Annotated in this window: 22 protein-coding genes; 10 read left to right on the forward strand and 12 right to left on the reverse strand. The window is 51.5% G+C overall.

Annotated elements, in window-relative coordinates; all coding sequences use genetic code 11:
• Window positions 1–176 (reverse strand): hypothetical protein (locus BUB06_RS19605; RefSeq protein WP_175552176.1); only part of this gene is annotated, 176 nt, incomplete at its 3' end.
• Window positions 177–587: 411 nt separating this feature from the next.
• Here BUB06_RS19605 and loiP point away from each other — a divergent pair.
• Window positions 588–1,340 carry a metalloprotease LoiP gene (gene loiP, locus BUB06_RS19610; RefSeq protein WP_039283589.1) on the forward strand — a complete coding sequence of 251 codons (753 nt, stop codon included), beginning with the start codon at window positions 588–590 and terminating at the stop codon, window positions 1,338–1,340.
• A 674-nt stretch (window positions 1,341–2,014) separates the two neighbouring features.
• Window positions 2,015–2,560: a helix-turn-helix transcriptional regulator gene (locus tag BUB06_RS19615; protein WP_010295421.1), complete on the forward strand. Its 546-nt coding sequence runs from the start codon at window positions 2,015–2,017 to the stop codon at window positions 2,558–2,560.
• A 57-nt stretch (window positions 2,561–2,617) separates the two neighbouring features.
• On the opposite strand, the gene speA is transcribed toward BUB06_RS19615, so the two are convergent.
• Complete coding sequence (gene speA / locus BUB06_RS19620; protein WP_039475820.1) at window positions 2,618–4,600, reverse strand: biosynthetic arginine decarboxylase; 1,983 nt, start codon at window positions 4,598–4,600, stop codon at window positions 2,618–2,620.
• Window positions 4,593–4,751 (reverse strand): hypothetical protein, encoded by a 159-nt coding sequence (locus tag BUB06_RS22175; protein WP_165572335.1) that lies wholly within the window; start codon window positions 4,749–4,751, stop codon window positions 4,593–4,595. The genes speA and BUB06_RS22175 overlap by 8 nt, the downstream gene beginning before the upstream one ends.
• 558 nt (window positions 4,752–5,309) lie before the next feature.
• On the opposite strand from BUB06_RS22175, the gene metK reads away from it, so the two are divergent.
• The 7 genes from metK (at window position 5,310) to ruvX (ending at window position 10,781) form a co-directional block, all read left to right on the forward strand.
• Window positions 5,310–6,461 (forward strand): methionine adenosyltransferase, encoded by a 1,152-nt coding sequence (gene metK / locus BUB06_RS19625; RefSeq protein ID WP_010295424.1) that lies wholly within the window; start codon window positions 5,310–5,312, stop codon window positions 6,459–6,461.
• Window positions 6,462–6,584: 123 nt separating this feature from the next.
• Window positions 6,585–7,097: a SprT family zinc-dependent metalloprotease gene (locus BUB06_RS19630; protein WP_039475818.1), complete on the forward strand. Its 513-nt coding sequence runs from the start codon at window positions 6,585–6,587 to the stop codon at window positions 7,095–7,097.
• 96 nt (window positions 7,098–7,193) lie between these two features.
• Window positions 7,194–7,892: a deoxyribonuclease I gene (endA, locus tag BUB06_RS19635; RefSeq protein ID WP_010295426.1), complete on the forward strand. Its 699-nt coding sequence runs from the start codon at window positions 7,194–7,196 to the stop codon at window positions 7,890–7,892.
• A gap of 117 nt (window positions 7,893–8,009) precedes the next feature.
• A complete protein-coding gene (gene rsmE / locus BUB06_RS19640) occupies window positions 8,010–8,744 on the forward strand; it encodes a 16S rRNA (uracil(1498)-N(3))-methyltransferase (protein WP_010295427.1) in 735 nt (244 codons plus the stop codon).
• A gap of 11 nt (window positions 8,745–8,755) precedes the next feature.
• Window positions 8,756–9,715, forward strand: coding sequence for a glutathione synthase (gene gshB / locus BUB06_RS19645; protein ID WP_010285797.1), 960 nt, complete (start codon window positions 8,756–8,758; stop codon window positions 9,713–9,715).
• Between the two features lie 83 nt (window positions 9,716–9,798).
• Window positions 9,799–10,362, forward strand: coding sequence for a YqgE/AlgH family protein (locus BUB06_RS19650; RefSeq protein WP_010295428.1), 564 nt, complete (start codon window positions 9,799–9,801; stop codon window positions 10,360–10,362).
• The gene (gene ruvX, locus BUB06_RS19655; protein WP_010295429.1) at window positions 10,362–10,781 is read left to right on the forward strand and encodes a Holliday junction resolvase RuvX; all 420 of its coding nucleotides are present in this window, start codon (window positions 10,362–10,364) and stop codon (window positions 10,779–10,781) included. The genes BUB06_RS19650 and ruvX overlap by 1 nt, the downstream gene beginning before the upstream one ends.
• Before the next feature lie 81 nt (window positions 10,782–10,862).
• On the opposite strand, the gene fbp is transcribed toward ruvX, so the two are convergent.
• Window positions 10,863–11,867, reverse strand: coding sequence for a class 1 fructose-bisphosphatase (fbp, locus tag BUB06_RS19660; RefSeq protein WP_010285800.1), 1,005 nt, complete (start codon window positions 11,865–11,867; stop codon window positions 10,863–10,865).
• Between the two features lie 169 nt (window positions 11,868–12,036).
• Between fbp and mpl the strand changes: the two genes are divergently transcribed.
• Complete coding sequence (mpl, locus tag BUB06_RS19665; RefSeq protein WP_010295430.1) at window positions 12,037–13,422, forward strand: UDP-N-acetylmuramate:L-alanyl-gamma-D-glutamyl-meso-diaminopimelate ligase; 1,386 nt, start codon at window positions 12,037–12,039, stop codon at window positions 13,420–13,422.
• Window positions 13,423–13,531: 109 nt separating this feature from the next.
• Here mpl and BUB06_RS19670 read toward each other — a convergent pair whose 3' ends face one another.
• From BUB06_RS19670 to mutL, 8 genes are all read right to left on the reverse strand, one after another.
• Entirely contained in the window at window positions 13,532–14,830 is a 1,299-nt protein-coding gene (locus tag BUB06_RS19670) for an adenylosuccinate synthase (RefSeq protein ID WP_010295433.1), read from the reverse strand.
• A gap of 99 nt (window positions 14,831–14,929) precedes the next feature.
• Window positions 14,930–15,130: a DUF2065 family protein gene (locus BUB06_RS19675; protein ID WP_039475814.1), complete on the reverse strand. Its 201-nt coding sequence runs from the start codon at window positions 15,128–15,130 to the stop codon at window positions 14,930–14,932.
• 125 nt (window positions 15,131–15,255) lie between these two features.
• Complete coding sequence (hflC, locus tag BUB06_RS19680) at window positions 15,256–16,251, reverse strand: protease modulator HflC (protein ID WP_010295438.1); 996 nt, start codon at window positions 16,249–16,251, stop codon at window positions 15,256–15,258.
• A gap of 3 nt (window positions 16,252–16,254) precedes the next feature.
• Window positions 16,255–17,514 (reverse strand): FtsH protease activity modulator HflK, encoded by a 1,260-nt coding sequence (hflK, locus tag BUB06_RS19685; RefSeq protein WP_010295440.1) that lies wholly within the window; start codon window positions 17,512–17,514, stop codon window positions 16,255–16,257.
• A 96-nt stretch (window positions 17,515–17,610) separates the two neighbouring features.
• On the reverse strand, window positions 17,611–18,891 hold the full coding sequence (gene hflX / locus BUB06_RS19690; protein WP_010295442.1) for a ribosome rescue GTPase HflX: 1,281 nt from the start codon (window positions 18,889–18,891) through the stop codon (window positions 17,611–17,613).
• Window positions 18,892–18,985: 94 nt separating this feature from the next.
• Window positions 18,986–19,285 (reverse strand): RNA chaperone Hfq, encoded by a 300-nt coding sequence (gene hfq / locus BUB06_RS19695; RefSeq protein ID WP_010285823.1) that lies wholly within the window; start codon window positions 19,283–19,285, stop codon window positions 18,986–18,988.
• A 113-nt stretch (window positions 19,286–19,398) separates the two neighbouring features.
• Entirely contained in the window at window positions 19,399–20,340 is a 942-nt protein-coding gene (miaA, locus tag BUB06_RS19700; protein WP_039475812.1) for a tRNA (adenosine(37)-N6)-dimethylallyltransferase MiaA, read from the reverse strand.
• A complete protein-coding gene (gene mutL, locus BUB06_RS19705) occupies window positions 20,333–22,342 on the reverse strand; it encodes a DNA mismatch repair endonuclease MutL (RefSeq protein WP_039475809.1) in 2,010 nt (669 codons plus the stop codon). The genes miaA and mutL overlap by 8 nt, the downstream gene beginning before the upstream one ends.

The raw sequence follows: 22,342 nt of genomic DNA on the forward strand, positions 1-22,342 counted from the left end.
CGGTCACGGTTGGCCCAGTTAGGGTTGGCCGGATTATGGTTGAGATAATCGCGCCACAGCACTTCGGCGATATCGGCCATGCCCATCGGTGCGCCCGGGTGACCGGATTTGGCTTTCTGCACCCCATCCATGCTCAGCGCGCGGATAGCATTGGCAAGTTCTTTACGAGAGGACATGCTTGACTCCAGATCGGATTGAACGACTGCCCTTCTTGCATAACCATTAAAATCAACAAGTTAAACAAGAATGACAAAATAAATATGATTACAAATGTACATGAAAAGCAGAGGGAATGCACATGGAACCGTGAGCAAAAAACAGGGATTTATCGGCTGACGAATCAATGGCGGTTCTTTTGCCAATTATGCAGTTGATTACAGCGCTATACGCCGTGTTTTCTAGCAGGTTCACCTCTATCAACCGCGCCTTTTTGGAACGCACCAAAACAAAAATTCATCGTCGACGAGATATAGGAAGGCATACAAATCAGATTTTCCGATCTATTTATCAATGTCGTTTTCGAGTACCTTAATAGCCGCTTTTTTGGTATTAAAAAAATAAACATTAATCGTATGGAGATGATTTTTATGGCTATTCGTTCTTCTGTACTGGCGCTGTGTGTAGCAACCTTGCTGACTGGCTGCCAGAACTTAAACACCAATACCTTAATGCAATCCGGCGCACAGGCGTTTCAAGCGGCAACGCTCAGCGATGCTGATGTTAAATCACTCAGCAACCAGTCCTGTGAGCAAATGGATAAAGAAGCAAAAATTGCCCCTGCCGACAGCAAATACACACAGCGCCTGAATAAAATTGCAGATGCTCTGGGTCATGACATCAACGGTACACCAGCCAACTATAAGGTTTATCTGACAAAAGACGTCAACGCCTGGGCAATGGCTAACGGTTGCATCCGCGTATACAGCGGCCTGATGGATATGATGAATGACAACGAAGTGGAAGGCGTTCTCGGCCACGAAATTGGCCACGTTGCGCTGGGCCACACGCGTAAAGCTATGCAGGTTGCCTATGCGGCGACGGCTGCACGTACTGCCATTGGCTCTGCGGGTGGCGTAGCGGCGTCCCTGTCACAGTCTCAACTCGCCGATCTGGGAGAAAAACTGGTTAATTCCCAATTCTCTCAAACTCAGGAAACGCAGGCAGATGACTATTCCTTCGATCTGCTGAAGAAACGTGGCGTCAAGCTGGAAGGTCTGGCAAGCAGCTTTGAAAAACTGGCCAAACTTGATGCCGGTCGTGAGAGCAGCATGTTCGATTCCCATCCTTCATCGGAAGGGCGCGCCAAACACATTCGTGAGCGTATCGCTGCCGAGAAATAAGCACACACGCTGATTACTCGCAAAGAACACACTGGGGCAATTGAAAAAATCTCAATTGCCCGCTAGTCATCCGACCACTATCATCCTCATCATATTCACGGTAAGCTGCTACATAACCGCTATCTCCAATCGCCTCTATCCTCACAATGATAGGATTTAAGAATTAATAGATATAAACAGATAGCTATTTTCAATCGTATTTACTTTCCGTTCTCTTTTTAAGAAACGAATCTCAGCAGATTTCCAGATGCTGGAAGCAGCACTCCGCGAATGTGGCGGCATAGGGAAAAACAGGCCATCGTGATTAGTACAGAGACATACGTCGCAATAAACAAGGATGATGGAGTAACCCCCTGTATTTAAAGATAGAAATAAACCAGTAAATCAAGCATACTATGTTAAACCAATAAAAATTTTTCCAGTTTGATCATATAGATATATGATAAAACCTGTTGTCGCGCCCGCAGGTTTCTCTAGAGGCTCCACCTTTTAGCGATTTAAAGGCATTTCAGGATCGCGATTTCTTAATAACTGGATAACATCAGCAGCGATTATTGGTTTATGGCCACTTTCAGACAATAAACTCATATGTGTTAAAAATCATGGATGTGAGAATTTTCAGTAAATGCAATTTTACCACGGTAGGATTACGGGAAATCCTATCGAGTATCCCTATGCTCTCGATAAAACCCGTCAACCGGTTTACGCTGCAGCAAGGAAAAAAGAAATGTATTTTCATCATTGACGGTAGCAGCGAGGGCTTTGAGGAATACTACGAGTCGATAAGAACTCACTTTTATAATATGGCGTCGTCGTTCGTTATCATCAATAATTCCCCCAATCACCCTCCCGTGTGCATTGACGAAAAAACGATTCTTATTTCAAAGTCAGCAGCCATCGATTCTTTTTATAAATTACTCGATTTCGTCCACCTTCACGACCGTCGTTTATTCAGTCCCGTCAGACTGTCAAAATCTGAATATGCCGTATTCCAGCATTGGTGTGCGGGCTACACAGCGGAAGCGATTGCCGATATCATCGGATTAAATAAGAAGTCAGTACTGAACAGCAAATCACGATTACTGAATAAATATGGCGTTCAGGATAAAAACTCTTTACTGCTTATTGCCAAAATTATCTTCAAAGACAGCGTCATTGAAGAATTTGATTCCCTTCCAAAACCAGCAGCCGATATCAATATGAGTAATTCGCTTATCTAAGCGATAGACGAAAAAAGGGATGCTCACTCGCATCCCTTTTTACTCACTCAGCAACGCTTATTCTTCATCTTCCAAATAAGTATAGCCGTACAGTCCGCTTTCAAACTCCTCCAGGAACTGCGCCTGAAGTTCGGTATCCAGGTCGGTTTCTTTGACCTGATCGCGGAAACGGGTCATCAGCACTTTGGGGTCAAGCTGCACATATTCCAGCATGTCGGCAACCGTATTCCCTTCGTCAGACTCTTCAATCTCAACGGTGCCATCCTGGAAGACAAACACGTCAACGGTCGACGTATCGCCGAACAGGTTATGCATATTCCCCAGGATTTCCTGATAGGCACCGACCATAAAGAAGCCCAGCAGCGGCGGATTTTCTGGATCGTAAGGCGGCATTGGCATCGTCGTCGCGATCCCGTCACCATCGACATAATGATCGATCGTGCCGTCGGAATCACAGGTGATGTCGAGCACGACAGCACGACGCTCAGGCGGCTTGTTTAGCCCTTCCAACGGCATTACCGGGAACAACTGATCGATCCCCCATGCATCCGGCATGGATTGGAACAGCGAGAAGTTGACATACAGCTTGTCAGCCATCCGCTCCTGTAATTCATCAATTACCGGCCGATGCGCACGGTTGCTCGGATCCAGCTGTTCCTGAATCATCTGACAGATGCTCAGATAAAGCTGCTCTGCTTTCGCGCGCTGCGTCAGATCCAACATGCCGTGCGTGTATTGGGTATGTACATCATGCAAATCCATCTGGCTGTCGTGCAGCCATTCACGCAGTGAACGACGTTTTCCCGGCTGCTTGATTTCTTTCCAGGTTGACCACAGGCTCTCCAGCGCACGCGGAGCGCCTTCTTCCGGCTCTGTAGGTTCACTGAACTCGTTGCGTTCAACCCCGATAATATTGGAAACCAACACGGTATGGTGCGCGGTTACCGCCCGGCCAGATTCGGTGATAACCGTCGGGTGTGGCAACCCGTTTTCATTACAGGCATCACCGATGCCCCAAATCACGTTGTTGGCGTATTCGTTCAGGCCGTAGTTCACTGAACAATCGGACTGAGAGCGCGTGCCTTCATAATCCACGCCCAATCCACCACCGACGTCGAAACACTGGATATTTACACCCAACTTATGCAGTTCAACGTAGAAGCGCGCGGATTCACGTACGCCCGTCGCGATATCACGGATATTCGCCAACTGCGATCCCAGATGGAAATGCAGCAGTTGCAGGCTATCCAACCGCCCTGCTTCACGCAGCATCTCAACCAGTTGCAGCACCTGGACCGCCGCTAGGCCAAATTTGGATTTTTCACCGCCGCTGGATTGCCACTTGCCCGATCCCTGAGAAGCCAGACGCGCACGGACACCAAGGCGCGGCACCACATTCAAGCGCTCAGCTTCTTCCAGCACCAGCCGAATTTCGGACATCTTCTCGATGACCAAATAAACCTTGTGGCCCAGCTTTTCACCGATGAGTGCCAGACGGATGTATTCACGGTCTTTGTAGCCGTTACATACAATCACCGTGCGGGTCATGCCCGCGTGGCCCAGTACTGCCATCAGTTCCGCTTTTGAACCGGCTTCCAGACCTAACGGTTCACCGGAATTAGCCAATGACTCAATGACGCGACGATGCTGGTTAACCTTGATCGGATAAACCAGAAAATACCCGCCTTCATAACCAAACGATTCGCGGGCCTGTTTAAACGCAGCGTTAATAGAACGCAGGCGATGCTGAAGGATTTGCGGAAAGCAGAACAGCGCAGGAAGGCGCTGATGATTATCTTTCTGCATATCTTTGACCAATCTGGCCAGATCGACGCGAGCTTCTGGTACGTCAGGATCTGGGCACACGCTAATGTGGCCGAGTTCATTGACGTCATAGTAATTATTGCCCCACCAGGCAATATTGTAAGTACGAAGCATTTCGCTGGCATTACGGTCATTCATGGCAACCTCCTGCATAGAGCGCAAATTTTCATGTTTACCCGTCGCTGACGAGCCGTGATGAATCATGTCGTCAGACATAACGAACCTCTTCTTTTTCTGGACTGCGGATCACATCAGTACCTGAATAAACAGCCCACATGAGCATACCTGCAACATGCGGCATCGACAGTGAAAAAACCGGCGTAGTGAAGTATGCCGTCACTTTATTACTCTTATTAGTGTAAAACACGTTGTCAGGCTCCGTGTTACGGGTCGATAAAACTCGTTGTGAAAATCACCGGGCGAACGTGACCAGAAAAACGTTAAACGCTTCTGGCAGAAAGAATAACAGGCAGGTTAACCAGCCCTGGAGTCCTGTGTCGAATTTAAAGACAGGCAACGTCGAGAAACGGAAAAGAAGGGTTGAGTCGCGGACGCGGTAGCGTCAAAAGGGACATATTGCGAACGCAATATACTCAGTAAACAACGGATCATTAATCCTACCACCTCCACGTGCGCCGCAGGCTATGCGGTCAGCTATCAATAAAAAATTCAAGATGTCGCGGGTTGCATCACCGCTCGCCGTTTATACCTACATGCTGCTGGAAAAGCAAAATGAAAATTACCGCTAGTCATCTCTTGTAAAAGAAAAAACGGCCGATGATAAAAGGACGATGGTTCGCTAATGCGAAAAACTACTGGCACTGAGACCAAAAGGTGACCTAAAATAGCCATCCAGATGTTAATCCGTCTATACCGATTAACTGATACACTGCTTAACGGCTTTGATTTGAAGGTAAAGAAACTCATGGCTAAACACCTTTTTACGTCCGAGTCAGTCTCTGAAGGACATCCTGATAAAATTGCTGACCAGATTTCTGATGCGGTTCTCGACGCCATTCTGGAGCAAGACCCAAAAGCGCGTGTCGCTTGTGAGACTTATGTAAAGACCGGCATGGTGTTAGTCGGTGGTGAAATTACCACCAGCGCCTGGGTCGATATTGAAGAAATTACCCGCCGTACCGTGCGTGATATCGGTTATGTCAATTCCGAAATGGGCTTTGATGCCAACTCTTGCGCCGTACTGAGCGCGATTGGCAAGCAGTCTCCTGACATCAATCAGGGCGTTGACCGCCGCGATCCGCTGGAACAAGGCGCAGGCGATCAGGGTCTGATGTTCGGCTACGCGACCAACGAAACCGACGTCCTGATGCCCGCACCTGTGACTTATGCGCACCGTCTGGTTCAGCGCCAATCAGAAGTCCGCAAGAGCGGCTCTCTGCCGTGGCTGCGCCCGGACGCGAAAAGCCAGGTTACGTTCCTGTACGACGATGGCAAGATTGCTGGCATTGATGCCGTGGTGCTGTCTACCCAGCATTCAGAGGACATCAGCCAGAAAGATCTGCATGAAGCGGTGATGGAGGAGATCATCAAACCGGTTCTGCCTGCAGAGTGGCTGTCTGCCAATACCAAATATTTCATCAACCCAACCGGACGCTTTGTTATCGGCGGCCCAATGGGTGACTGCGGCCTGACGGGTCGTAAAATCATCGTTGATACCTACGGCGGCGCGGCACGTCACGGTGGCGGTGCGTTCTCCGGTAAGGATCCGTCTAAAGTAGACCGTTCTGCTGCCTATGCTGCGCGCTATGTTGCCAAGAATATCGTTGCGGCTGGCCTGGCCGATCGCTGCGAGATTCAGGTGTCCTACGCTATCGGCGTGGCAGAACCCACCTCTATCATGATCGAAACCTTCGGCACAGAGAAAGTGTCCACCGAGCAACTGACGCTGCTGGTGCGTGAATTCTTCGATCTGCGTCCTTACGGCTTAATCCAAATGCTGGATCTGCTGCATCCGATTTATCAGGAAACAGCAGCCTATGGTCACTTTGGCCGCGAACATTTCCCTTGGGAAAAAACGGACAAAGCCGCAGAGCTGCGCGAAGCTGCTGGCCTGTAATTTGGCGACTCAATAAACACCAAACGGCGAATGAAAATTCGCCGTTTTTCATTCTAGCACCCTGAATATTTCGCCCCAGTTTCCCTATTGCGTATCCCCGCCACTCAATTTATGCTCACAGTAATGAACACACCCCGAATCCCCATTGCCAGCCATCAGGCTGTGATGCGCTGCCTGCGTGATAAATTGCAGCAGGCTAACCTCACTTTGCAAACGAACTACACCGAGCCAGCAGTAAATTACCAACAACGCGGTTCAACGGCAGGAACGGCCTGGCTGCAACACTGGGAAATTCGACTGAATCCCGTCTTGTTGCAGGAAAATCAGCAGGCCTTTATCGATGAAGTGGTTCCCCATGAACTGGCCCATCTGCTGGTCTACGCCCGCTTTGGCCGTGTCGCACCGCATGGCAAGGAATGGCGCTGGATGATGGAAAACGTCCTGCACGTCCCGGCAAAACGTACGCATCGGTTTGCGGTGCAATCCGTACAGGGGAAAACCTTCACCTACCTGTGCGATTGCCAACAGCATGAGCTAACGATCCGCCGGCACAATCGGGTGCTACGCGGCGAAACAGAATATCGCTGCCGTCGTTGCGGGAAAACCTTACGTCATGATGTAAAAAGTTCTATTTAAAAGGGAATTTCCAGTTTTAAAAACTGCTTTTGCATTTGCCTGTCGACGAGACATCCGGTAGTCTGCCAACTTTACAGCCTGTGGATTATTTGGAATATGCTACGCAAAATTCTCGCTATCGCCGCCGTAGGCGCGGGTCTGTTTTCGGCTGCCGCGCTGGGTCAAAACATCAATAATTTTTCGCAGGCAAAGGCCGCCGCTGTCGATATTAATCGCGATGCGCCGGGTTCGTTCTACTGTGGCTGCAAGATTACGTGGCAGGGCAAGAAAGGCACGCCCGACCTTGAATCCTGTGGTTATCAGGTGAGGAAAAATGAGCAGCGTGCCAGCCGTATCGAGTGGGAGCACGTTGTACCGGCCTGGCAGTTCGGCCACCAGCGTCAGTGCTGGCAGGATGGCGGCAGAAAAAACTGTAACAGCGACCCTGTCTACCGCGAGATGGAAACCGATTTGCATAACCTGCAACCTGCTATCGGCGAGGTAAATGGCGATCGCGGCAATGCCATGTATGGACAATGGAACGGTGGCGCATCTCAGTATGGTCAATGCGAGATGAAGGTCGATTTCAAAAACAATCTGGCAGAACCGCCCGCTCGCGCTCGCGGCCAGATCGCTCGCACCTATTTCTACATGCGTGACCGCTATCAGTTACGCCTTTCCAGCCAGCAAACCCAGCTGTTCGAAGCCTGGGATAAGCAATACCCGGTCACCCAGTGGGAATGTACCCGCAATCAGCGCATCGCCGCAAAACAGGGAAACCCAAATCCCTACGTTCAACAGGCTTGCCAGCGCTAGTTCCTCTACCTACTATAGCGAATCGGTTTCCAGCGTAACCGCCGTCAGATGACGGTGGTTTTGCCTATTTCTGGCGTTTCTGCGCCGCTCTATTTTATTCAAAGGTCTTAATTCAGCATGCGAGTACCACGCATTTTTCATCCCGAAACACTCTCCCTTAACGGCGGTGAAGCCGAACTGAGTGACGATGCCGCCAATCATGTGGGTCGCGTGTTACGCATGACGACGGGTCAGTCATTGCAGCTGTTTGATGGCAGCAATCATGTCTTTGATGCAGAAATCATCGCGGCTGGCAAAAAGAGTGTGCGCGTTCGCTTCACAGCAGGTAAGTTGGAAGATAAAGAATCGCCCCTACATTTACATCTGGGACAGGTGATGTCGCGCGGCGAGAAGATGGAATTTACCATTCAGAAATCCATCGAGCTGGGCGTCAATGTGATTACTCCGCTGCTTTCTGAACGCTGTGGCGTCAAACTGGATGCCGAGCGTATGGAGAAAAAAATTAGCCAGTGGCAGAAAATTGCGGTTGCCGCCTGTGAACAGTCCGGCCGCAATTGTGTGCCGCTGGTGCGGCCAGCGATGACGCTGGAAGCCTGGTGTGCGGAACAAGACGACGCGTTGAAATTGAATCTGCACCCACGCGCCACACAGAGTATCAATACGTTACCACTGCCGGTCGCTCGGGTCAGGCTACTGATTGGCCCGGAAGGCGGACTCACCGCCGGTGAAATTACCATGACCTCAGAACACGGATTCACTGATATCCTGTTGGGGCCACGCGTTTTGCGCACAGAAACCACTGCACTCACCGCCATGACCGCCTTACAGGTACGTTTCGGCGATTTGGGGTAAAGGAGAAAAGAATGATCAAACTCGGTATCGTGATGGACCCGATTGACACCATCAATATCAAGAAAGACACCAGCTTTGCCATGCTGCTGGAAGCACAGCGCCGTGGTTGGGAACTGCATTATATGGAGATGAACGATCTCTATATGCATGCGGGCGTAGCGCGTGCAACAACGCGTCGCCTGAGCGTCCAGTACGATTACGACGGCTGGTACGATTTCTCCGGCGAGCAGGATATCGCGCTGGAAGAGCTGGATGTGGTGCTGATGCGTAAAGATCCGCCGTTCGATACGGAGTTCATCTACGCCACCTATATTCTGGAACGAGCGGAAGAGAAAGGCACGCTCATTGTCAACAAGCCGCAGAGCCTGCGTGATTGCAACGAGAAGCTGTTCACCGCCTGGTTCCCGCATCTGACTCCTGATACGCTGGTTACGCGTCGTGCAGACAAACTGCGTCAGTTCCATGAAAAACACGGCGACGTCATTCTCAAACCGCTGGACGGCATGGGCGGTGCGTCTATTTTCCGTTTGAAGCAGGATGATGCTAACGTCTCGGTCATTATCGAAACGCTGACCGAACACGCGACCCGCTACTGCATGGCGCAAAACTATCTGCCTGCAATTAAAGATGGCGACAAACGCGTACTGGTGGTTGATGGCGAACCCGTGCCTTACTGCCTGGCGCGTATCCCGAAAAGTGGTGAGACACGCGGCAATCTGGCAGCCGGTGGGCGCGGCGAAGCGCGTCCGCTGACCGAAAGCGACTGGAAAATTGCCCGAGACGTTGCTCCGACGCTAAAAGCCAAAGGCCTGATTTTCGTCGGTCTGGATATTATCGGCGACCGCCTGACAGAAATTAACGTCACCAGCCCAACCTGCGTGCGTGAAATCGAAGCGGCTTACCCAGATGTTTCCATCACTGGCATGCTGATGGACGCCATTGAAAAACGTCTGGCTGCACGTACTCGCTAAGACCAGAGACACCTGACACGCCACCCGGCCCGCGCAATACGGGCCGTTTCTCCAACGCTGACGGATATCGATTAAAATACACAATGAATTTACAGCATCACTTCCTCATTGCTATGCCAGCACTACAGGACTCTGTATTTAAACGTTCGGTGGTCTATATCTGCGAACATAATGAAGACGGAGCCATGGGGCTGATCATCAACAAACCGATGGATCAGTTTTCCGTGGAAAATGTGCTGAAAAAGCTAAAAATAGACCCGACACCGCGCGATCCTGCCATTCGATTGGATAAACCCGTCTTCATAGGCGGTCCACTGGCGGACGATCGTGGCTTTATTCTGCATACGCCCTGCCCCGGCTTTGGTTCCAGCATCAGTATTTCTGAGGACACGATGATCACCACGTCCAAAGACGTGCTGGAAACGTTGGGTACGCCTAACCAGCCAAAAAATACGCTGGTCGCCTTAGGCTATTCCGCCTGGGAGAACGGCCAACTGGAAGAAGAACTGCTGGAGAACGCCTGGCTGACGACGCCAGCCGATAAAGAGATTCTGTTCCACACGCCGATTGCCGAACGCTGGCGGGCGGCGGCTAGAAAATTGGGCATCGATATTCATAATATCTCCACCGAAGCAGGGCATGCCTGATGGCCAGCAGAACCATTCTTGCCTTTGATTTTGGGACAAAAAGTATCGGTGTCGCTATCGGTCAGGAGATTACCGGTACGGCACGCGCACTGACCTCGTTCAAGGCGCAGGAAGGAATACCCGACTGGCAAAAAGTGGAGAAGCTGTTGTCAGAATGGCAGCCCGATTTGGTCGTCGTCGGCCTGCCCCTCAACATGGATGGCACAGAGCAACCGCTGACAGCACGGGCGCGGAAGTTCGCGAACCGGCTGCATGGCCGTTTTGGCGTCGCTATTGAGTTACACGATGAACGCTTGAGTACGGTGGAAGCGCGTGCCGATCTCTTCGAGCGCGGTGGCTTTAAAGCGTTGGATAAAGGTAGCGTAGACGCGGCTTCTGCAGTGATTATTCTGGAGAGCTGGTTCGAAGCACAGCTTTAAAAGACAATCCCGTGTAGCCGAGGATCCGACCACACGGGACTATATTGATGACTAATTAGCATTAACGACTAATTAATGTAATTAGGCGTCTGGGAATTCACGGATGAAACGTTCGACGTCATCAACCATGGATTCTGTTCCTACGAAGAACGGTGAACGCTGATGCAGTTTCTCTGGCGTGATATCCAGAATACGGTTTTTACCGTCGCTGGCCTTGCCGCCCGCCTGCTCCGCCAGAAACGCCATCGGGTTGCATTCGTACAGCAAACGCAGTTTGCCTTTCGGATAGCTCGCCGTGCTCGGGTACAGGTAAATCCCGCCTTTCAGCAGATTGCGGTGGAAATCCGCCACCAGTGAACCGATGTAACGCGACGTATAAGGACGCTGCGTCTCTTCATCCTGCTCCTGACAGTATTTGATGTATTTCTTCACGCCGACAGGAAACTTGATGTAGTTCCCTTCGTTGATGGAATACATATTCCCTTTTTCCGGGAAGCAAACTTTTTCATGCGAGAGACAGAATACACCGAGCGACGGATCGTAGGTAAAGGCGTGAACGCCGTGACCCGTGGTGTACACCAGCATGGTAGAAGAACCGTAAACGATGTAGCCCGCAGCAACCTGCTGACTACCCGGCTGTAAGAAGTCAGCTTCCGTGACTGACGTTCCCAGCGGCGTAATACGGCGATAAATAGAGAAAATCGTACCGACGGAGACGTTCACATCAATATTCGATGAGCCGTCCAGCGGATCCATCAGAACCACATACTTGGCATTTTCCGCCTTATCACCTTCAAAGATAACAATTTCGTCTTCTTCTTCGGAGGCGATACCTGCCACTTCACCACGCGCTTTTAATGCAGCTTTCAGTTTCTCATTGGCATACAGATCGAGCTTCATCTGTACTTCGCCCTGAACATTAGAAATACCGCTGGCTCCCAGGATATCAACCAAACCCGCTTTATTGATATCACGGTGAATAATCTTGGCACCCAGTTTAATAGCAGACAGCAGCGCGGTAAGCTCACCTGTGGCGTGAGAGAAATCGTGCTGTTTTTCGACGATAAATTCGCCTAACGTTTTCATAACACTATTCCAGAATCTACGGATGAAAAGCGGTTTCATTTCTGCACCGCCAACGTTTGCGCATGCAGTGTAGCCCAAAGAGAAAGTGAGTACCTAGTCAAATCCATTTCTTATGGCGGATTCATAGCGTTAGAATGTGACGCAGACTCACTGTGAAGATGGAAAATGTATGCGTATTCATATTTTAGGTATCTGCGGCACCTTTATGGGTGGCCTTGCCCTGCTTGCTCGTTCGCTGGGGCATGACGTCACAGGCTCAGATGCAAATGTTTATCCCCCCATGAGTACCTTACTTGAAGAACAGGGAATCACGCTGATTCAGGGCTACGATCCGGCACAGCTTAGCCCCGCGCCTGATTTGGTCATCATCGGTAATGCGATGACGCGCGGAAACCCGTGTGTAGAGGCCGTACTGGAACAGGGATTACCTTATGTTTCTGGTCCACAGTGGCTGCATGATTATGTGCTGCGCGATCGCTGGGTGATTGCCGTTGCAGGAACGCATGGCAAAACCACCACGGCGGGGATGGTCACCTGGATTCTGGAAGATTGCGGCTACCAGCCCGGCTTTGTGATCGGTGGCGTTCCCGGCAACTTCACCGTTTCCGCACGCTTGGGTGACAGCCCGTTCATGGTGCTCGAAGCCGATGAATATGATTGTGCATTCTTCGACAAGCGTTCCAAATTCGTACACTACTGCCCAAGAACGCTGGTGCTCAACAATCTTGAGTTCGATCACGCCGACATCTTTGACGATCTGAAAGCCATTCAGAAACAGTTCCATCACCTTGTGCGACTGGTGCCGGGCAGCGGGAAAATCATCCTGCCAACCAACGACCTTAACCTCAAACAGGTGATGGGAATGGGATGCTGGAGTGAACAGGAACTGGTCGGCGAAGAAGGCACATGGCGGGCACAAAAAGTGTCGACCGATGCCAGCCAATATCAGGTTTACCTGAATAAAGAACTCGTCGGTGAAGTCCACTGGAAGCTGGTGGGTGAACACAACATGCATAACGGGCTGATGGCCATCGCTGCCGCGCACCACGTCGGCGTGCTACCCGCTGATGCTTGCCGCGCGCTGGGTGGGTTTATCAACGCGCGCCGCCGCCTTGAATTACGAGGTACAGAGCATGGCGTCACCGTTTATGACGATTTTGCGCACCATCCGACTGCGATTCTGGCGACGCTGTCAGCGCTACGTAGCAAGGTTGGCGGCACGGCTCGTATTCTGGCCGTACTTGAGCCTCGTTCGAACACCATGAAATTGGGAATGTGCAAAAATGAACTGGCGCCGTCATTAGGTCGCGCCGATGAAGTTTTCCTATTCCAGCCCGCACATATTCCGTGGCAGGTCGTAGAAGTCGCGGAAGCCTGCGTACAGCCCGCTCACTGGAGCGCGGATATTGACACATTGGTAGAAAATATCGTCAAGACCGCACAGCCTGGCGACCATATTCTGGTGATGAGCAACGGCGGGTTCAGCAACATCCACAATAAGCTGCTGGATGGCCTGAAGAACAAAGCGCAGAAGGCGAAGGCAGTTCAGGAATAACAGGTGGAAGCCGTTGTCGTGCACATCGCAACGGTTAAACAGTAGATAGCAAAAAGGACGGGAATCCCGTCCTTTTTCATATTCGCATCACCCATTAAGGGTGGCAAAATCAAGCGTCGAACGGATCGCGCAACACCATCGTTTCGCTACGGTCTGGGCCGGTAGAAATAATATCAATCGGCACACCCGTGATTTCTTCGATACGTTTGATGTAGTTCAGCGCAGCCTGCGGCAGTTTGCTGTGATCTTTCACGCCAAACGTGCTTTCAGACCAGCCTGGCATCGTTTCGTAAATCGGCTCAAGACCTTCCCAGCCTTCAGCAGCCAGCGGAGTGGTATCCACTTCACTGCCATTCGGCAAACGATAGCCTACGCAGATTTTAATTTCTTTCAGGCCGTCCAGAACATCCAGCTTAGTCAGGCAGAAACCAGACAGCGAGTTGATCTGTACTGCACGACGTACGGCAACCGCATCCAGCCAGCCAGTACGACGACGACGACCCGTTGTCGCGCCAAACTCGTTACCTTTCTGAGACAGGTGCTCGCCCACGTCTTCGAACAGTTCAGTCGGGAATGGACCTGCACCTACACGAGTAGAATAAGCTTTAACGATACCCAGTACGTAATCTACATAGCGTGGACCCAGACCAGAACCGGTAGCAACGCCGCCCGCAGTGGTGTTTGAGGAGGTCACGTACGGATAAGTACCGTGGTCGATATCCAGCAGTGTACCCTGCGCGCCTTCAAACATGACGAAGTCGCCACGCAGGTGCGCTTTGTACAGCAGATCGGAAACATCAACAACCATTGCGGTCAGAATATCGGCAATCGCCAACACGTCGTCCAGCACTTTTTGGTAGTCGACGGCATCCGCTTTATAGTAGTTAACCAGCTGGAAGTTATGGTATTCGACGATCTCTTTCAGTTTGACAGCAAAGGTTTCTTTATCAAACAGATCGCCAACGCGCAGGCCACGGCGAGCAACTTTATCTTCATACGCAGGACCGATACCGCGGCCAGTCGTACCAATTGCTTTCGCACCACGCGCTTTTTCACGCGCGTTATCTAACGCGACGTGATAAGGCAGGATTAACGGACAGGCTTCAGAAAGCAGCAGACGTTCGCGTACCGGGACGCCACGCGCTTCAAGCTCCGTCATTTCTTTCATCAATGCGTCAGGCGCCAGCACAACACCGTTACCGATGATGCTGACAACATTTTCACGCAGAATGCCAGAAGGAATTAAATGAAGGACGGTTTTTTCACCGTTGATAACCAGCGTGTGGCCAGCGTTGTGTCCACCCTGATAGCGCACAACATATTTAGCCCGTTCAGTCAGCAGGTCAACGACCTTGCCTTTACCTTCGTCACCCCATTGGGTGCCCAGTACGACGACGTTCTTACCCATTTCAAGAATCACCAGGTTGCTTAAAAAAGGATTCTACCATCTCATTTGGATGCTTTCAGTACTTTTAGCACACGATTGCGCACATTTTTCCGCTTAATTTTAGCCACCCATCCGGGTACGCAACATGTAGTAGATCACGCACCCTACAACAACTATTCCGCCGCCAAAACGGCGCAAAATATTATCCGGCAACAGCGCTATTCCCAAAATCATACGTCGCCAGAGACGAGGAAACAGCAGCGGCCCCAGCCCTTCAAGCACCAAAACCAGCCCAAGCGCCAGCCAAATCGTTGAATTCATAACAACCCCTTTTCCCCGCATCAGGTTCGAGCAGGACCAACCCTTTGGATATCTCTCTGCCAGAAAACGGCAAAAAAAAGCCCGGAGAAAGAACCCGGGCTTGGTGAGACGTCAGTTAATGACTATCAGCGGCGTGGTACCATGCTGCTGTCCGGTGACTTCATGTAGCGGAAGAAGTCGCTATCCGGGCTGAGAACCATGACGTCCTGATTATTACTGAAGCTGTTTTCGTACGCGCGCAGGCTACGAACGAAAGCGTAGAAATCAGGATCTTCACTGAATGCGTTAGCAAACAGTTTCGCGGCTTCAGCATCCCCTTCACCGCGGGACATTCGGCCCTGACGCTCCGCTTCTGCCAGCGTACGGGTGACTTCATAGTCTGCCGCCGCTTTCAGTTTTTCAGCTTCTTCCTGACCTTGTGAACGATGGCGACGTGCTACCGCTTCACGCTCTGCACGCATACGTTGGTAAATCGCGTCAGACACTTCAGTTGGCAGGTTGATTTGCTTAATTCGCACATCGATAACCTCAATACCCAGCGCAGCCATACTGTTAGGGTTGATGTGAGGTTCGTTGCTCGTCGTCTCTTTCTCGACGCGTGCAGCCGCAGAAGCAATCGCATTATCGGCCTCGGTCGTTTCACCGGTACCTGTATTCAGTGCTTCACGTACGTCAGACATCAGTTGACCGCGCGAGTCGGTAACAATGCCTTTCACATCCAGACGACCAATCTCAGAACGCAGACGGTCACTGAACTTACGTTTCAGCAGCACTTCCGCCTGAGAGATGTCACCACCGCCCGTTGCCAGATAGTAGCGGCTGAAATCGCTGATACGCCATTTCAGGTAGGAATCGACAATCAGGTCTTTCTGCTCTTTAGTGATAAAGCGGTCAGCCTGGTTTTCCATGGTCTGAATACGCGCATCCAGCATTTTCACTGAATCGATAAACGGAATCTTGAACTGCAATCCCGGCGCATAAATCAGCGGTTTGTTGTCGTCATCACGCAATACTTTGCCAAAACGCATCACAATGCCGCGCTGGCCTTCCTGCACCACAAACAGTGACGCATAGACCACCATCAGTACCAGGATCAGGATAAATAGTAAGGGCTTACGCATCGATTATTCTCTCCCTACTCGAGTGAAGTCATCACGCTGCGCATTTGCTCTGCGCTGATCCATGATATTTCCATTATTACTGCTGCGCGTCTGGTTGCTATTCGCTGCACCGCTGCTGCCAGTGGGCAGACGCAGTGGGTTAGCGCTGCTACTGTTATTGCTTTGCGTATTTTCACCGCCTTGTCCACGCAGCATCTGATCCAACGGCAGCACCATCAGGTTGCCCCCCTTGTCATTGACCAGAACTTTACGGGTATGGCTCAGTACGCGTTCCATCGTTTCGATATACAGACGTTCACGGGTGATTTCCGGTGCCGCTTTATATTCCGGTAATATTCTGGCAAAACGGGCAACTTCACCCTGAGCTTCCAGAATGGTACGGGTTTTATAAGCGCGAGACTCTTCCAGAATACGCTGCGCCTGACCGTTAGCACGCGGCTGCACTTCGTTCGCGTAGGCTTCCGCTTCACGAATATATTGCTGTTCGTTTTCACGTGCGGCAATCGCATCATCAAACGCAGCCTTTACTTCTTCCGGCGGGCGCGCGGTCTGGAAGTTGACGTCCAGCAGCGTGATACCCATGTTGTACGGACGAACGGTTTCTTCCAGTACACGCTGAGTATCCGTACGCACAATGGTACGGCCTTCCGTCAAAATTTTGTCCATCGTGTACTTACCAATAACGCCGCGCAGCGCGCTGTCAGTTGCCTGACGCAGGCTGTCATCAGCATTGGTTACACTGAACAGATATTGTTCTGGCTGCGTGACACGATACTGCACGTTCATTTCAACGCGCACGACGTTTTCATCTGACGTCAACATCACGCCCGACGTCGCCAATTCACGCACCGATTCAACGTTCACCGCGCGAACTGAGTCGATGAAGGTCGGTTTCCAGTTAAGACCGGGTCCGACCAAGTGGCTGAATTTACCAAAACGCGTGACGACACCGCGTTCCGCTTCTTTAATGGTATAGAAACCAGTAGCAGCCCAGATGACAACCGCAGCGACGGCAGCGATACCGACGATCCGGCCACCCAGTGCTGGGCCGCCAGAATTTCCGCTGTTGCTTGAGCCTGAACCTTTACCGCCACCCAGATCGCCGAGTTTTTTGCTCAGCTTACGGAAGATGTCGTCCAGATCCGGAGGCCCCTGATCTCGGCCACCTTTATTGTTATTTCCGCCAGAGTTGCCGCCATTATTGCTGCTGCTCCCCCACGGGTCGCGGTCTTGTCCGTTATTACCGGGCTGATTCCACGCCATGTTTTAGCTCCATTCTTTATGATAGGTGTTCTTCAGGTTCAATATCCCAGAGTCCGTCAGACTATTTCACCGCTCAGACTGTTTATACCAGTCAAATCAGACAATATAGTCCATCAGTTCCTGCTCTTTTTTGCAGAGGCGGCGCCAGTCAGCAATCGGCATACGAATAACCAAACCAATTTGCCCATCCTCTTCAATCCATTCTTTTTCTATTGCCTGAAGCTGGTAAAAACGACTACGCAAGCGTCCTGCCTGCGGGGGAAGATGCAAGGTATGTTGTGCGATTTCCCCGGAAAGCCGCTCAGTCAATGCCTGAAATAGCAACGGAATACCGTCGCCGGTCTGTGCTGAAAGCCAGACCCGTACCGGTAGATTCTCTTCGTTGCGATCGATACGCGGAACGAAATCATCCAGCATATCAATCTTGTTCATTACCAACAGCGCAGGTATTTCGTCCGCCTCAATTTCCGCCAATACGTCATGAACCGCGTCGATGTTCTCGTCAAGACGAGGATCGGCGGCATCAACAACGTGCAGCAGCAGCGAGGCCTGACGTGTTTCCTGTAATGTAGCCTTAAACGCAGCCACCAAATCGTGGGGCAACTGCCGGATAAAACCTACGGTATCCGCCAGCACTGTATCACCCACATCATCCACTTCAATGCGGCGCAATGTTGGATCCAGTGTGGCAAATAACTGATCGGCGGCATAAACGCCCGCCGATGTAATCTTGTTAAACAGCGTGGATTTACCGGCGTTGGTGTAGCCCACCAGCGAAACGGTAGGGACATCAGCACGGACCCGCGAACGCCGCCCCTGTTCACGCTGTTTTTCTACCCGCTCAAGACGCGATAATATCTGCGTGATACGGTTACGCAATAAACGACGGTCGGTTTCAAGCTGGGTTTCACCCGGGCCACGTAAACCGATACCGCCTTTCTGACGCTCAAGGTGCGTCCAGCCGCGAACCAGTCGGGTCGCAAGGTGGCGCAGCTGTGCCAGTTCTACCTGTAATTTCCCCTCGTGCGTACGCGCACGCTGGGCAAAAATATCTAAAATCAGTCCGGTACGGTCAATCACCCGACACTCGCACAAACGCTCCAGGTTACGTTCCTGAGCTGGCGTCAACGCATGATCAAACAGCACGACAAACGCGCCCGTTTCTTTTACTACCTGAGCAATTTCTTCAGCTTTGCCTTCCCCGACAAAATACTTGGGGTGAGGCGCCTTACGGCTGCCAGTAACAACCTGCAAGGACTCAATACCGGCAGAAGAAACCAGAGATTCAAACTCCAGTAGATCTTCTGTATCTCTATCTTGCGAAAAGAAAATATGAACTAATATGGCCCGTTCACCTGATTCATAACGGTCAAACAAGCGAGTAACCTCTCAAACGAGCAAAAAACACCACAGCGAAGGAGCCGAGCGATGCGTCCAGCTCTCCCGCGCCGTGGTGAATTGACAATACGCCTTATTCGGCGTCATCAGCTTCCTGCGACTGCTGCTGAGCAGTCGTGTTACTACCGTGATAGTTGTTGCTGCCGCCTGGATTGTTGCTATGGTGAGAGACTGGGCGAGAGGGAACAACTGTAGAGATGGCGTGCTTATAAACCATCTGACTTACCGTGTTTTTCAACAAAATCACGAACTGATCGAAAGATTCGATCTGACCTTGCAACTTAATACCGTTCACCAAATAAATCGAAACCGGAACACGTTCACGACGCAAAGCGTTCAAGAACGGATCTTGCAAAGATTGCCCCTTAGCCATTCTATATTTTCCTTATTTGTATGTTGTTTGTAACAAAGAACCCTACGGCTCTAAAATAACGGTGTAAAAAAACTTGCACGCTGAGACTCACCGATTGTACACAATCACTCAACCTATGCACTAACAACCTGTATCACCTTGTCCAGTGCTTCAGTCGGTTTTTCGCTATCCAGCCAGCAGACATCATCCCAACCGCGCAGCCAGGTCATTTGCCGCTTCGCTAACTGACGCGTCGCACAAATTCCCCGATAAACCATCTCATCGTAATCAATTTCACCGGATAAATATGACCACATCTGGCGATAACCAACGCAACGAATAGAGGGCATATCCGTATGAAGGTCATGCCGGGCAAACAATGTCCGGGCTTCTGTCTCAAAACCTGCCGCCAACATCTGATGAAAACGCTGTTCAATCCGCTCATGCAACAATTCACGCGTCGCCGGGGCGATAGCAAACTGATGAACCTGATAGGGCAGCGCGTCGCCAGACGTTTTTGTCAGTTCAGTTAAAGTGTTACCTGAAACGAAAAAAACTTCCAGTGCTCGCGAGAGTCTCTGCGGATCATTTGGATGAATCCGAATTGCTGCTACCGGATCGATCTCACTGAGCTGCCGATGCATCGCTTCCCAGCCGATTTCTTTTGCCTGCTCTTCAATGCGTTGGCGCACGGCAGGGTCGGCTGACGGCAGAGGAGAAAGTCCCTCCAGCAGCGCCTTGAAATACAGCATCGTCCCCCCGACTAACAGGGGAATGCGCCCGGCAGCGGTAATGTCCGCCATCTCACGTAACGCATCGCGGCGAAAATCCGCCGCAGAATAGGATTCTGTCGGATCGAGAATGTCGATTAACCGATGCGGTGCCAGTGCCAGCTCTTCCGCACTCGGCTTCGCCGTCCCAATATCCATGTCTTTATAGATGAGGGCGGAATCTACGCTAATCAACTCTACCGGCAAATATTCTCGTAACGCCATTGCCAATGCCGTTTTTCCTGACGCCGTCGGCCCCATGATAAAAATAGCGGGCGGCAACGGCGCGTTTTCTACATCACTCATGCTTTAAAGCCTTGATGGCATCCTGGATGTCCATCATCGATAAAAGTTCAGACGGCGGCGCTTTCGCCAACTGCGGACAAAGCCGCTCGACATCCGCCAGTAATTGTATGGCCTGAGAATGACTCCAGCTTTCCTGCTCACTCTGCAATCGCGTTGCCATCCACGACGCCAATTCGCCAGGTTCCACCTGCTGTGTCTCAACCGTCTGATAGTCGGCCAGATAGCCTATCAGTTCGGAGATCAAGTTTTGTAAATTTTGTTGGCGCAATGGTAAAGGTACGGCACGCAATGTGGCACGCTGTGACTCAACCACGACATCAATACCAAAACGCGCCAGCAAAGCGTGATGGGCAGACAAAACGCCCAGCTCAGATTTACTCAACGTCAGGCGCTGCGGAATCAGTAACGGCTGCGCCCGCAATCCCTCTTCCGACGGCGTCAACTGCACCGCTTTCAGATAACGTTCAGCCACGGAAAGCGACAGCATCGCCAAGCCCTTATGGTACTCCAACAGCGCGTAGCACGGCGGATAAACCGTCAACACTCGCCCAAAGCCGTTCGATTGGCTTTCCAGCGGTGATTCAACCGGAGCACGTTGCTTATTATTGCTGGCTGCGGTGTTCGCCGCGGTTCGATTTGGTGGTGCGTCATGCGATACCGTGGATGGAACAACCCTATCCGACGACATCACGTGATTCGACGGTACAGAAATACGCTCGCCAGACGGCGGCGGTACACTTGCTGCGTTATCCGTCGGTTGCAGCAATGTTTTATACAGCTCACCCTGCTTTTTCTGGTACGGATTCTCTGGCTGATAGCCGGAATAGGCCGATTCTCGCGCCTGACCGGAATGACCCGCGCGCGGCGTTTTCCCACCATACGACGGAGAACTATCGGTACGTGATGGCTGGGCAAAGTGGTTTTCACCTGCGGCGGTGCGGTTTTCCTGCTGCCATTGCACAGGTTTCCCGGTCTCCGGCTCTGTCATGCCAAGCGCCGGTGAGGATGCCTGTTGCAGAACGGACATCACCGCCTGATAGATAAAATCATGTACCAGCCGAGCCTGATGGAACCGTACCTCATGCTTGGCAGGATGCACATTGACATCAACCTGATGCGGGTCGATCTCCAGATACAGCACATACGCGGGCTGCTGATCGTCACTGAGCTGATCTTGATAGGCCTGCCGGATGGCATGATTAATCAGCCGATCGCGCATCATGCGCTGGTTAACGTAGCAATACTGCATATCAGGCAGTTGCTTGGCGCCAACCGGATCGGCAACCCAGCCATGAATGGTAAGATCGCCGTGTTGCCATGACACCGCGAGCGCATGCTGTAAGAATGTCGCACCACAAATGCTACCCAACCGGCGCTCATACTGGCTTTTATCCGGCGCAGCACGATACTGCCGCATCAGCTTACCGTTATGATGCAGCGTGATGGCAACATCAAAACGCGCCAGCGCGATGCGGCGCACCACCTCATCAATATGAGTGAATTCGGTTTTTTCCGTGCGCATAAATTTACGGCGGGCGGGCGTGTTATAAAACAGATCCAACACTTCCAGCGTGGTGCCCACAGGATGGGCGGCTGGCTTGACTGTCACCGCCATGTCGCGCCCTTCGGCGTAGGCCTGCCAGGCCTCAGATTGTTCGGCGGTGCGTGATGTCAGCGTTAAACGGGAGACGGAACTGATACTTGCCAACGCTTCGCCACGGAACCCCATACTGACGATCGCTTCCAGATCGTCGAGCGTGGCAATTTTACTGGTCGCATGACGCGCCAACGCCAGCGTTAATTCATCCTTTCCGATACCCGAGCCATTGTCACGAATACGGATCAACTTCGCGCCGCCGCGTTCTATGTCGATATCAATCCGGGTCGCCCCTGCATCCAGACTGTTTTCCACCAGTTCCTTCACGACCGAAGCCGGACGCTCAACCACTTCTCCGGCAGCGATCTGGTTAGCCAGTTGCGGTGGCAACACCTGAATCGGCAT

Source organism: Pectobacterium carotovorum (assembly GCF_900129615.1).
Lineage (GTDB): Bacteria > Pseudomonadota > Gammaproteobacteria > Enterobacterales > Enterobacteriaceae > Pectobacterium > Pectobacterium carotovorum.